12 protein-coding genes and 1 tRNA gene are annotated in these 11,917 nt (G+C 35.9%); 4 read left to right on the top strand and 9 right to left on the bottom strand.

The window, feature by feature from the left end; all coding sequences use genetic code 11:
- The coding region (prf1, locus tag ACKI3D_RS06845; RefSeq protein ID WP_407393182.1) for a peptide chain release factor aRF-1 at positions 1–801 on the bottom strand (801 nt) is incomplete at its 3' end.
- 110 nt (positions 802–911) lie between these two features.
- Positions 912–1,880, bottom strand: a complete 969-nt coding sequence (locus tag ACKI3D_RS06840; protein ID WP_407393181.1) for a hypothetical protein — start codon at positions 1,878–1,880, stop codon at positions 912–914.
- Between the two features lie 73 nt (positions 1,881–1,953).
- Here ACKI3D_RS06840 and ACKI3D_RS06835 point away from each other — a divergent pair, with 73 nt between their 5' ends.
- Positions 1,954–2,469: a zinc-ribbon domain-containing protein gene (locus tag ACKI3D_RS06835; RefSeq protein ID WP_407393179.1), complete on the top strand. Its 516-nt coding sequence runs from the start codon at positions 1,954–1,956 to the stop codon at positions 2,467–2,469.
- Here the strand turns inward: ACKI3D_RS06835 and rimI are convergent.
- Positions 2,440–2,895, bottom strand: coding sequence for a ribosomal protein S18-alanine N-acetyltransferase (rimI, locus tag ACKI3D_RS06830; protein WP_407393177.1), 456 nt, complete (start codon positions 2,893–2,895; stop codon positions 2,440–2,442). The two genes, ACKI3D_RS06835 and rimI, sit on opposite strands and share 30 nt — an antisense overlap.
- Before the next feature lie 69 nt (positions 2,896–2,964).
- Here rimI and ACKI3D_RS06825 point away from each other — a divergent pair, with 69 nt between their 5' ends.
- The 3 genes from ACKI3D_RS06825 to cobK are packed head-to-tail and all read left to right on the top strand — an operon-like array spanning position 2,965 to position 6,570.
- Complete coding sequence (locus tag ACKI3D_RS06825; protein WP_407393176.1) at positions 2,965–3,354, top strand: UPF0146 family protein; 390 nt, start codon at positions 2,965–2,967, stop codon at positions 3,352–3,354.
- Positions 3,355–3,358: 4 nt separating this feature from the next.
- Positions 3,359–5,788, top strand: coding sequence for a cation-translocating P-type ATPase (locus ACKI3D_RS06820; protein WP_407393174.1), 2,430 nt, complete (start codon positions 3,359–3,361; stop codon positions 5,786–5,788).
- The gene (gene cobK / locus ACKI3D_RS06815; RefSeq protein ID WP_407393172.1) at positions 5,785–6,570 is read left to right on the top strand and encodes a precorrin-6A reductase; all 786 of its coding nucleotides are present in this window, start codon (positions 5,785–5,787) and stop codon (positions 6,568–6,570) included. Before ACKI3D_RS06820 ends, cobK begins: the two co-directional genes overlap by 4 nt.
- Before the next feature lie 18 nt (positions 6,571–6,588).
- Here cobK and ACKI3D_RS06810 read toward each other — a convergent pair.
- The 6 genes from ACKI3D_RS06810 to ACKI3D_RS06785 form a co-directional block, all read right to left on the bottom strand.
- Positions 6,589–6,672 (bottom strand) — tRNA-Ser (locus ACKI3D_RS06810).
- 36 nt (positions 6,673–6,708) lie between these two features.
- On the bottom strand, positions 6,709–7,017 hold the full coding sequence (gene rpsJ, locus ACKI3D_RS06805) for a 30S ribosomal protein S10 (RefSeq protein WP_042691424.1): 309 nt from the start codon (positions 7,015–7,017) through the stop codon (positions 6,709–6,711).
- A gap of 67 nt (positions 7,018–7,084) precedes the next feature.
- Positions 7,085–8,326, bottom strand: a complete 1,242-nt coding sequence (gene tuf, locus ACKI3D_RS06800) for a translation elongation factor EF-1 subunit alpha (RefSeq protein ID WP_407393170.1) — start codon at positions 8,324–8,326, stop codon at positions 7,085–7,087.
- A 147-nt stretch (positions 8,327–8,473) separates the two neighbouring features.
- Positions 8,474–10,675 (bottom strand): elongation factor EF-2, encoded by a 2,202-nt coding sequence (locus ACKI3D_RS06795; RefSeq protein ID WP_407393169.1) that lies wholly within the window; start codon positions 10,673–10,675, stop codon positions 8,474–8,476.
- A 28-nt stretch (positions 10,676–10,703) separates the two neighbouring features.
- Positions 10,704–11,264, bottom strand: coding sequence for a 30S ribosomal protein S7 (locus ACKI3D_RS06790; protein ID WP_407393167.1), 561 nt, complete (start codon positions 11,262–11,264; stop codon positions 10,704–10,706).
- 13 nt (positions 11,265–11,277) lie between these two features.
- Positions 11,278–11,703 (bottom strand): 30S ribosomal protein S12, encoded by a 426-nt coding sequence (locus ACKI3D_RS06785; RefSeq protein WP_004033029.1) that lies wholly within the window; start codon positions 11,701–11,703, stop codon positions 11,278–11,280.
- Positions 11,704–11,917: the final 214 nt, after the last annotated feature.

Raw genomic sequence — 11,917 nt, 5'->3', positions numbered from 1 at the left:
GGCAGCCCTTGCAATAACTTCACGAATACCTTCCTCACCAGTATAGGAAGTGTCAACAATACTTATGATTTTGTCTTTGAGTTCATACTGAAGATAATCGCCTTCGTAGAAATCCTTTTTAGTGAAACCTGGACCTCCGAGAATAATGCCTTTCAAATCATCTTTCAAAGGCAGGAAAGCTTCATTCATATTGTCCCCAATACGTTTAAGGAATTGGTGAGCAAGATCCTCAATAACACGGTCAAACCTTCTTTGAGATTGACCCCCTGCCTTATGCTTGCCCGGAACACCACTGGTTAAATGACCGAGAATTGTTTCTTTTTTACCTTTTAAAGTAGCGTATGTTGCTTCATTCCTATCAATAACGGCAACACCATAAACATCACGCTCTTCAATCATGAACTCCAAAGGCTCAACGAAAAATTCATTATTACATTTATACCAATAGGTTGTAACCGGTTCAGGCGGTTCTATAACGTATTTTTCCATCTTTTCAGTACCTGGACCGCCTTTTGGAATCATTCCCACAAAAATGACCAAACCGTTTTCAGGCGGTTGCTTGTATAATTTGATAGTTTCCAAAATAACTGCAATAGCTGACTGTACATTCTTTCTTGTTTGTTTACTCTTGATGTTAGCACTCTGACCCATTTCATCACGCATATGCTTACCAACATCACTTAACTGTTTGGTTGGTGGAATGTAAACGGAAACAAGCTCAGTACCTCTACCTCTTTTTTCAGCTAATTCCTTTAAGGTTTTCTTAAATTCATATAATTCTTTTGATGATACTTCTGACATGTTATCCCTATAATCATTAAATTAATATAATATAAAAGTATATGTTCGTTAATATATAAATAATTAATGAAAAACACTGTATTTTAATGAGAATTTTTAAAATAAGAAAATTATTCTAACTTTTCACTTCCAAATTTTTCAAATAATTCCATGTCCCCATCAGCAATCGTATTCAACTCTAACAGGTCCATTCCGGTAATGTCAATTATCTCATGACCCAAATGAACATAGGTATCGGGATAGTCATTGTATCCGAATATATGCCAGATGACGTCACCGACAAAGACAATCTCCAAATACCAGTCATAGCCCTCCAAATCATCAGGGTCACGTGCATTTGACTTATTGTGATATTCATCGAAAATCCACATGTAAACATGATACTTTGCCAAAAGATTTGAAATGAGCTCTTCGTCACTCAAGGACAGATTTTTGTCTATATATCCTTCAATTCTCTTCTTTTCAAAATCGACAATCAGCCGTGGCTTTGGAATGTCATATGGATAGGTCCGGTAATGGCCAAACTCAATCGTTTTAATCTTTAGCTTCTCCCCATCAAGATAAACTCCATCAGGCCCGACATCATAAAAAAGAGGAGTTACCATCTGCTTTTGGTAGTTCAAATGAAGGACATCAAAGTTAAACAGTTCATTTAGAATCTCTCCAAAACGAACCCAATTGGCCGGAAAATTATTTTTAAATGTATACTCTTCAAAATTATCGCTTGAATAGATAATGATCTGGCAGGAATAAATTAGCTCAAGCTTTTCAAAATAAGAAAACTCTTCGGATACAAAATCATTGAATAAATTTAACTCATTGAATTCGACTAAAAATTTATCAGCCTCTTCAAAACTGAAACGATGAATTTCACTAGTCATCCTTCGACGCAAATCAACTAGAATATCAATCCAGGAATCATCGCAAAGACTGCTTTCGCTTAAAAACTTATCGCCGCTTCCACGTTCGGAAATCTTATAATATGCAGAATTATTTAAAAAATCTATCGTGAAACATTCATAATGACGATTTAAACGTTTGAAATTAAATCTTTGCGTAATTTCTATTTTTTCAATCATTAATTTTAATATATTTTACAAATATATAAAAGTATATAAACAATAGCAGTAAATTATTTAATTAAGTGATAATATGGTTTTAAGAAGATGTCCGCAATGCGGCTCAACATGCGATGATCAATATGGTTTCTGTATAAAATGTGGTTTTGAATTTGAAAACATCATACACCAGGAACATCAATGCCCATTATGCGGATTTGAAAATCCGGAGGAAGCTGATTTCTGTGTTAAATGCGGAACTCCATTGCTATTTAAAAATCAATTCATAGCGCATAAAACTGGAGCGAATCCCGTAATTATCAAAAAAACCACAGTGGGAAATGCAACCTCATCAACCAGCGGATGGATGAAATGGCTAGTCATCTTTGGATATATCTTCTCAGTATTGGGCGGGCTTTTAGGTTTGATTATTGCCATTTACCTCATCACAAGAAAAGATGCGACACTTAGAAAACATGGTATTATCCAACTGGCTATCTTTGCATTTTATATAGTATTAATTGGAGTCTTCTACTTTACCGGAATGATTCCGCCTGAAACATTTTCAAATTATAAACAGTTAATCATGGGAAACTTTACCCTTCCTTAAGGGCAGATACATTACAATAGCACCATCGCCGTTATCATAATATCCCGGAACTACCCTGTCAATTTTAAAATTAAATTGCCTGTAAAACTCGACTGCACCTTGATTGTTCTCATTCACTTCCAGATAAATTGTATCAATGTCCAGTAAAGATAAGATGGCAATGGCTCTAACCAACAAATCTGTCCCTGCACCTAAACGTCGGTAGTTCTTATCAACAGCTATCGAAATTATGTGGCCTTGAAACTCATATTTTACCCAAAAAATAACATAACCGATTACATATCCTTCTTCTTCAGCCACCAAAAATCCAACACCCATATTATAAAGCTGTTGGAACATGTTTATTCCATAAGAGTGGTTAAATGACATGTTTTCAATTTCATAAACTCTTTTTAAATCATTTGGAACAAACTTTCTAACTTTCATACAAAAGTTAAATTTAAAAAACAATGTATTTAATAGTTTGGTTAATTAAATATTTATTCGAGGAAAAACATGTGGCAAGATTTCGCAGAATATATCTTAAATGAATGTAGAAACCAAGAGGTTAAAATGGCTGAAGTCGGCATTGGTAAATTCAGCCAAATTGCAGACATTCTACAAAAGCAAGACAACATTACTCTCATTAAAACGGACATCAATCCTGCTGATGCCACAGTGTTGAAAGATGACATTACAAAGCCTAATCTGGAATTATACGATGGAATTGATATTATATATTCAATTAGGCCACCAAGTGAACTTCAACCATATCTCGTAAAATTGGCGCAGGAAATAGACTCACAATTGATTATCAAGCCATTGACAAATGAAGATTTAAATACTGGTAAAGTTAAAATGAAATTAAAAAACTTCAAAAGGGCAAGTTTTTACGTTTTAAGGTGATTTGATGAGTGACATACTATCCAAATACAACACATCACTCGATGGGCTGAACAGTAATGAAGTTCAAAAAAGACAGATTGAATATGGTCTAAATGAAATAGACGAGAAAAAACCTACACCATTAATTATATTGTTTTTATCCCAATTTGTGGATATTTTAATTGCTCTTTTAATCATTGCTGCAATTGCCGCTCTTGCAATCGGAGACATTATTGATGCAGGAGTAATCATTCTTGCTGTTTTACTGAATACTATTATCGGATTTATTCAGGAATATAGATCACGAAAAGCTGTTGAAAGTCTTAAAGACCTGATTACAAAAAAAGCAGTAGTTAAACGGGATAATCAAATAGCCGAAATAGATGCGAAATACTTAACCATTGGAGATATTGTAGTTTTAGAGGAAGGTTATAAGGTTCCCGCTGATTTGGTTTTAATTGATGCTAAACGTTTAAGCTGTGATGAATCCGGTCTTACTGGAGAATCTGAAGCTGTTAAAAAAGAAGCCAATGATAAGGTTTACATGGATTCCAATATTCTTTCAGGCAATGCTCTAGGCGTCGTGACAGACATTGGAATGAAAACGGAAATAGGTAAAATTGCCGAAATCGTTCAAGAGGCCGATGAAGAAACCCCGCTTGCAAAACGTGTGGGAAGACTTGGAAAAACATTATCAATAATCGCAATTATTGTATGTATCGCCATATTTATTTTAGAACTCCTTAAAGGAGTGCCTCTTGTAGAGACATTCATGACTGCAGTATCACTTGCCGTTGCTGCAATTCCTGAGGGCCTTCCTGCAGTCTTAACATTAACATTGGCTTTGGGAATGAGCGAAATGGCAAAATCAAAAGCTATTGTCAGAAAGCTGCTGTCAGTTGAAACTTTAGGTTCATGTACAGTAATCTGCAGTGATAAAACAGGCACATTGACCGAAAATAAAATGACTGTAGTCGAGAGCTTTTACACAAATAAAGATAAAACCTGCCTGATTGGTAAGTTGTGTAACAATGCAGTTATTAACAATGGAAAGACAATTGGAGACCAGACTGATGGAGCCATCTTGAAATTTTGCATTGATTCGGATGCAAGTCTGAAAAGGATTGATGAAATCCCACTTGACAGCAATCGTAAAATGATGTCTACTATACATAGACTAGAGGATGGAAATAATATCGTTTTATCAAAAGGTGCTCCAGAAATAATTCTAGACTTATGCAAATACATAGATAATGAAGGAACTATTGAAATATTTGACAGCAAAACAAAGGAAACATTACTTGAAAAAGTTAGTGAAATGAGCTCACATTCCCTAAGGGTAATCGGATTTGCATACAAGATTGATGATGAGGACCTGACAGAATCAAATCTGACATTCACTGGACTGCTTGGACTAATTGATCCTCCAAAAGAAACCGCCAAAAAAGCTGTAAATGACTGCATGAATGCAGGAATAAAAGTAGTAATGATAACAGGAGACCATGAAAAAACTGCCAGAGCAATTGCAAATTACTTAGGAATATTGACAGATGGCAAAGTATTGAACGGCAATGACCTGGACAATCTTTCAGACGAAGAGTTTTTAAGTATCGTGAATGACATTCAAGTCTATGCAAGGGTAAAACCAGCTCAGAAAATGAGAATCGTTGAAACCCTTAAAAAATTGGACAATATTGTTGCAATGACCGGTGACGGCGTCAATGATGCTCCAGCACTGAAAAAGGCATCAATCGGTGTTGCAATGGGCGATGGAACTGACGTTGCAAAAGAAGCGTCAGACATGATTTTGCAAAACAACGACTTTACAACAATCGTAAAGGCTATCGAAGGCGGACGTAAAATCTATGACAACATCAAAAGATTCGTCAAATACCAGGTCTCAACAAATGTCGGAGCAATACTGACAATTGTCGGAACAAGCCTGCTGAACCTGCCACTGCCATTTAACCCTGCACAACTTTTATGGCTCAATATCGTAATGGATGGTCCTCCAGCTCAGATGTTAGGAATTGAAGGTGCTGAAAAGGATATAATGCAAAGGCCTCCGGAAAAAGGAGACATTTTAACCAAAAACGTATTGCTTCAAATACTGTTCTTAGGCATTGTGATGGCAATAGGAACAATTGCAGTATTCAGCTATGAAATCTACTCAGGAGTCCCGACAACCAAAGCGATGACAGTTGCATTTACATTGTTTGTAGTCTATCAATTGCTGAACGCTTTCAATGGAAGGGCGAACTCTGAAAAATCAAGTAAATACCTGTATTTTGGCATCATAATTTCATTTTTGCTTCAATTGTTAATCCTATATGTCCCGCAACTGCAAGTCATATTCAGAACCACATCTATTGGTGCAATTGATTGGGTGATTATCGTTCTTGTAGCTTCAACAATCTTAATAGCCCAAAAAATAATGGACAAAGTGATAAAATGAAAATACTATTGTTAGGAGGTACAAAAGACTCCATAAACATTATCGAACATGTGAAAGATAATTATGATGCTTATATATTAACAACAACCACAACAGAATATGGTGCAAGACTCGCCCGTGAAGGCGGAAGTGATGACACTATAGCTCGCCCGCTTCCAAAAGAAGATTTGATTGAAGTGATAAAAGACTACAAAATAGATCTGTTAATCGATGCAACCCATCCGTTTGCCGAGCATATCACACAAACCAGCGTAAGCATAGCCAATGAATTAAACCTGCCATTCATTCGCTTTGAAAGACCTACCACCAACCTTGAAAATGTGGATACATCACGGATTCATTATGTAGATTCATTTGACGAAGCGGGAAAATTAATAGCTGAAGATTTCACTGAGGGAAATGTTCTGCATTTTGCAGGAGCCAACACCATGGCCGACATAGTCAAATACGTTCCAGTTGAAAGATTCTATCCAAGGATTTTAAAAGTAGCTAGTTCCCTTGAAAAATGCGAAAACCTTGGAATAAGCGAAGACCATTTAATTTCGATGACCGGTGCGGCAACTACAGATGAAAACATCGAATTGATTGAAAGATATGATGCCAGTGTCATGATTACCAAAGAAAGCGGTGAAATAGGCGGAGTCATAGAAAAAATAGAAGCTGCTAATAAAAAGGATATAGCCATAATAATGATTCAAAGGCCACAAATAAAAGAATTGGATAAAAATAATATAGTATCTAATTTAGATGAATTAGACATTAAATTAAAAAACTTTTTTTAAAAAATAGATTATATATAACGCCGAGACTGGGATTTGAACCCAGGCGGATATTACTCCACAGGATTTCAAGTCCTGCGCCTTACCAGACTAGACTATCTCGGCATATGAAAAGGAATATTTAGAAGGATATCTAAATATTTATCCTTTAAGTTCAATTTCAATACTTACATTATCAGGAACGTTAACTTTCATTACTTGTCTCATAGCACGTTCGTCAGCTCCAATACCGATTAAACGTTTATGAATTCTGAGTTCCCATTTTTCCCAAGAAGCTTTACCTTCTCCATCTGGAGATTTCCTTGTAGGCACTACTAATTTTTTAGTAGGTAATGGGATAGGACCAGATAAGTCAACACCAGTTCTTTCAGCGATTTTTTTAAGTTGATCACATACGTATGCTAATTTTTCTGGATCAGTTCCTGTAAGCTTAATTCTTGCTTGATTCATTTAATTTCCTCCAAAAAACAAAAAGAAAAGAAAGTAAAAAATTACTTTCTAGTTATTGTTTACAAACTTATTTTGCTGGGGTAATGTTAAGACATAAACCAGCTGCAACAGTTTGACCCATATCTCTGATAGCAAATCTACCCATTTGAGGGATTTCTTTTGCGTTTTCGAGACACATTGGTTTGGTAGGTTTAATTTTAACGATTGCTGCATTACCAGTTTTTAAGAAGTCAGGGTTTTCTTCGTCAACAGCACCAGTAGCAGGGTTTAATTTTTTAGATAATTCTAAGAAAGTACATGCTACTTGAGAAGTGTGACAGTGGAATACAGGAGTGTATCCAACGGTAATTACACCAGGGTGTTGTAAAACAACAACTTGTGCGTCGAATTCTTTAGCAACAGTAGGAGCACTGTCAGTGTGTCCTGCTACGTCTCCTCTTCTGATATCGTTTTTACCTACACCTCTTACGTTGAATCCGATGTTGTCACCAGGTTCAGCGACGTCGAATTGTTCGTGGTGCATTTCGATAGATTTTACCTCACCGGAAGCTCCAGCAGGTTCGAAGATAACGTTTTCACCTTTTTTCATTACACCAGTTTCTACTCTTCCTACAGGTACGGTTCCTACACCAGTGATGGAGTAAACATCTTGGATAGGAATTCTTAAAGGTAAGTCAGTAGGTTTTTCAGGTGGAGTTAATTTATCTAATGCAGATACTAAGTCGTCTCCTTTGTACCATGGAGTGTTAGGAGAAGCATCGATAATGTTGTCCCCTTCAAATGCAGATAATGGGATGAAAGGTACGTTTTCAGGGTTGAATCCTACAGTTTTAATTAAGTTTGCTACTTCTTCTTTTAATTCGTTGTATTTGTCTTCAGAGTAGTCAACTAAATCGATTTTGTTGATTGCAACGATTAATTGGTTGATACCTAAAGTTCTGGATAAGAACACGTGTTCTTTAGTTTGAGGCATTACACCGTCGTCTGCTGCAACAACTAAAACACCAGCGTCTGCTTGGGAAGCACCAGTAATCATGTTTTTAACGAAGTCTCTGTGTCCAGGACAGTCTACAACAGTGTAGTCGTATTTTTTGGTGGAGAATTTTTGGTGAGCTAAGTCAATAGTTACTCCTCTTTCTCTTTCTTCTCCTAATTTGTCCATAACAAATCTGAATTTGTTTTCTCCGTCATCTAATTGTTGTTCAGCGATTGCACCGGTTTTTAATAATAAGTGTCCAACTAAAGTGGATTTACCGTGGTCAACGTGTCCAATAAATGCTAAGTTAAGATGTTCTTTTTCTTTTGCCATTATAATAACCTCTTTTGTAATATTAACAAACAATATCTATAAGCTTAAATGATAGCTTAAATTTAATTTTATACTTTAACATATAAATAGATAATGTTTTTTTTAAAAATTTAAATGAAAAATATAAAAAATTAAAAAATTTTAATTTTAGAAATCTCCTAAGTAGTGACTTGCTGGGAAAGGCTCTTCGGATAAACCTTTTCTTTGTCTGATTTCTTTTACAATTTGATGTTGCATTTCACGTGGGAGCGGTTCAAATCCTGCAAGTTCAGTAGACCATAAACATCTACCTTCAGCAGCAGATCTGATATCTCCAGCAAAACCAAACATTTCAGCTACAGGCACTTTAGATTCGATTCTTGCCATATCTCCGGTTTCTTGACCCATGTTGACAATTTGACCTCTTCTGTTTTGGATTTCACGAGTACATGAACCCATGTAATCATTAGGAGTGTCAATAACTACTTTTTGCATAGGTTCGAGTAATGCAGGTTCTGCAAGCATCATGGAACCTAAAATAGCGTTTCTGATAGCAGGCAATACTTGAGCAGGTCCTCTGTGAACTGCGTCTTCGTGAAGTTTTGCATCATTGAGTTTGAATTTTAATCCCATGGAAATCTCTTCTCCTAAAGGACCGGTTTTTAAGGTATTTTCAAATCCTTCAAGTAAGAGTTCTTTTACTTCATCCAAGTATTGAATACCACGAGTCATGTTAAGGAAGATACTTCTGTTGTGAACAGCCCATACTCTTCTAGCTTCTTCTTTATCTAAGCCAGCTTCCATGAAGTCGTTAGCAGTTTCTTTACCTTTAACTCTGCCTTCTTTAATTTTACCATCTTGGATTGCTTCGAAGAGGCTTGGTTCAATAGGTTCAACAGTAATGTAGAATCTGTTGTGTTTGTTAGGGGATTTACCTTCAACTTGTGGAGATAATTGTCTTACAGTTTCTCTGTATACAACAATTGGTTCGGAAGTGGTGATGTCTACACCTTTTTCTCCAATTCTGTAACCGATAACTTCCAAGTGAAGTTCTCCCATACCGGATACTAAGTGTTCACCGGTTTCTTCGTTAATATCGATTTTTACAGTAGGGTCTTCTTTACCCACTTGTCTTAATACTTCAATTAATTTTGGTAAGTCTTTAGTATTTTTAGCTTCTACAGCAACAGTAACTACAGGTTCAGAGATATGTTCTAATCCTTCGAACTCTTTAATCTTGTGATCAGGTGAACATAAGGTTTCACCAGCAATAGCTCCTTTAGCACCAGCAATGTATACGATGTTACCTGCAGGAACATTGTCAGTGTTAACTCTTTCAGGTCCGAAGTATACACCTACTTGCTGTACCCTGGATTTACCGTGAGAACCGACCATGTAAACTTCTGTACCTTTTTCAATAGCTCCTCCGTAAACCCTACCGGTTGCAATCTCACCAGCGTGTTTGTCTACAGATACATTGGTAACCATTACAGCTAAAGGTCCGTCAGGAGAAGTGGAAATCATACCTTCACCAGCAGGAGATTCGATGTCTCCATCCCAGATGTTAGGTACTCTGTATTTTTGAGCTACTTTAGGGGAAGGTAAGTGTTCAACTACCATACCTAATAAAACATCAGATAAAGGTACTTTTTGAGCTAATTCTTTTTCATTGTCAGCGTTACAGTATTCAATAATATTTTTAAAGTTGATTCCAGTTTCTTGCATGGTTGGAACATTGATTGCCCAATTGTGATATGCTGAACCGAAAGCTACACTACCATCAGTGAAATCTAATTTCCATTCTTCTTTCTTGTCTTCAGGAGCCATGTTTTTGATTAATTTATTAGCTTCCATGAAGATTTTGATGAATCTGTTTTGTAATTCTTCAGGTTCTAATTTTAACTCGTTGATTAATCTGTCAACTTTGTTAATGAATAAAACTGGTTTTACATTTTCTTTTAATGCTTGTCTGAATACAGTTTCGGTTTGAGGCATGATACCTTCAACAGCACAAACTACTACTACAGCACCGTCTACAGCTCTCATTGCACGAGTTACATCCCCACCAAAGTCAACGTGACCTGGAGTATCGATTAAGTTGATTAAGTATTCACTGTCTTTGTAATCGTGTACCATGGATACGTTAGCAGCATCAATAGTAATACCACGTGCTTGTTCTTGTTCGTCAAAATCTAAGAATCTTTGATCACCAGCAAGCTCTTCGGAAATCATTCCTGCACCTGCTAAAAGGTTATCAGATAAAGTGGTTTTACCGTGATCGATGTGAGCACAGATACCAATGTTTCTGATTTGATCAGGTTCGTACATTAATTCTTTGATTTTTGCAATCATTTTGTCTCTTCTACTCAAAATAACCACCTAAATAAACATGATATGATTAGTGTGCTGCTTTAGCAACTCTTTCTTTCTCTTCAGCTTTTTGTAAAGCAAAACTTCTTGAATCTTCTTCAGAAGCAAGAATTAATTCATCAGCTAAACATTCAGCAACAGATTTTCTGTTTTTGAATGAAGATTGTAAAGTACCTCTAGTCAAGAATCCTAATGAAAGGTCAACCCTTCTTTGTGGAGAAATGTCCACAGCAACTTGGTAACCGATACCACCGTATTTAATACGGGTAGTTTCTTCACGTGGTGCAGTGTTTTCGACTGCAGTAACTAAAACCTGAACAGGATTCTTTTTAGTTCTTTTGTGAATAATTTCTAAAGCATCTTTAACAATATTGTAAGCTTTGTTTTTCTTACCGGAGTTGAGATGGGTTCTCATGATTTTATTCATTAATCTTTCAACAATTGATACTTTAGATTTTGCGAATTGTCTTTTTACGTGTCTTCCAGAAGTATGTGGAACTAAAGTTTCATCTAAGCAGATATATTTAACTAAACCTAAGTCCTCAACAGTTACTTCATCGAGATCCCATTTATCAAATAATTTACTCATAAATATAACCACCTTATCTTACAGGTTTTTCTATTTTTCCACTTACCATTTCTGATAAAGCTACGTTATTAACTTTGGAAACTTTCCAACGGACTCCAGGAATATCCCCCATGGATCTTCCGGATGGTCCACCGATTCCTTCAATCATCACTTCATCGTGTTCATCGATAAATCCAATAGCTCCGTCACCTGGTGCGAAAGCAGTTAATTGTTTACCGTTTTTGATTAATTGAACACGTACACATTTACGAATAGCAGAGTTAGGTTGTTTTGCTTCTATACCTACTTTCTCGATTACAATTCCTCTAGCTTGAGGAGCCCCTTCGAGAGGATCAGCTTTAACATCTAATCTTAAAGCTTTCCTTTTGTAATCTACATCTTTCCACTTAAAATTTTGTCTATTTTTTTTAAGTTTTTTTGCAGCAAAAAGTCCTGGCATATTTTTTCCTCTAATTCTTTTTGTTAAAACATATCTAAGAATCCACCGCTGCGATTTATACTGCTCACTAACAGTACAATCTAAATTCTTAAGATATAAATTAGTAAATAATAATTAATTAGATAAAAATCTTGATTTTATCTAAAAATGAAGATATCTTGAAATGAATTATGAAACCTGACAAAAAGCACACATAGTCTAGGTTGAATAAGTA

This window comes from Methanobrevibacter sp. (assembly GCF_045586545.1).
Classification (GTDB): domain Archaea; phylum Methanobacteriota; class Methanobacteria; order Methanobacteriales; family Methanobacteriaceae; genus Methanocatella.
Note: the sequence above shows the minus strand (reverse complement) of the source record. Positions and strands in the feature narration are given on the sequence as shown.

What these genes read in the sequence shown, in the direction of transcription:
- ACKI3D_RS06825 (WP_407393176.1), top strand. Translation starts at nt 2,965, where the DNA reads ATGTGGCAAGATTTCGCAGAATATATCTTAAATGAATGTAGAAACCAA.
- ACKI3D_RS06840 (WP_407393181.1), bottom strand. Translation starts at nt 1,880, where the DNA reads ATGATTGAAAAAATAGAAATTACGCAAAGATTTAATTTCAAACGTTTA.
- ACKI3D_RS06790 (WP_407393167.1), bottom strand. Translation starts at nt 11,264, where the DNA reads ATGAGTAAATTATTTGATAAATGGGATCTCGATGAAGTAACTGTTGAG.
- rpsJ (WP_042691424.1), bottom strand. Translation starts at nt 7,017, where the DNA reads ATGAATCAAGCAAGAATTAAGCTTACAGGAACTGATCCAGAAAAATTA.
- tuf (WP_407393170.1), bottom strand. Translation starts at nt 8,326, where the DNA reads ATGGCAAAAGAAAAAGAACATCTTAACTTAGCATTTATTGGACACGTT.
- rimI (WP_407393177.1), bottom strand. Translation starts at nt 2,895, where the DNA reads ATGAAAGTTAGAAAGTTTGTTCCAAATGATTTAAAAAGAGTTTATGAA.
- ACKI3D_RS06820 (WP_407393174.1), top strand. Translation starts at nt 3,359, where the DNA reads ATGAGTGACATACTATCCAAATACAACACATCACTCGATGGGCTGAAC.
- cobK (WP_407393172.1), top strand. Translation starts at nt 5,785, where the DNA reads ATGAAAATACTATTGTTAGGAGGTACAAAAGACTCCATAAACATTATC.
- ACKI3D_RS06835 (WP_407393179.1), top strand. Translation starts at nt 1,954, where the DNA reads ATGGTTTTAAGAAGATGTCCGCAATGCGGCTCAACATGCGATGATCAA.
- ACKI3D_RS06785 (WP_004033029.1), bottom strand. Translation starts at nt 11,703, where the DNA reads ATGCCAGGACTTTTTGCTGCAAAAAAACTTAAAAAAAATAGACAAAAT.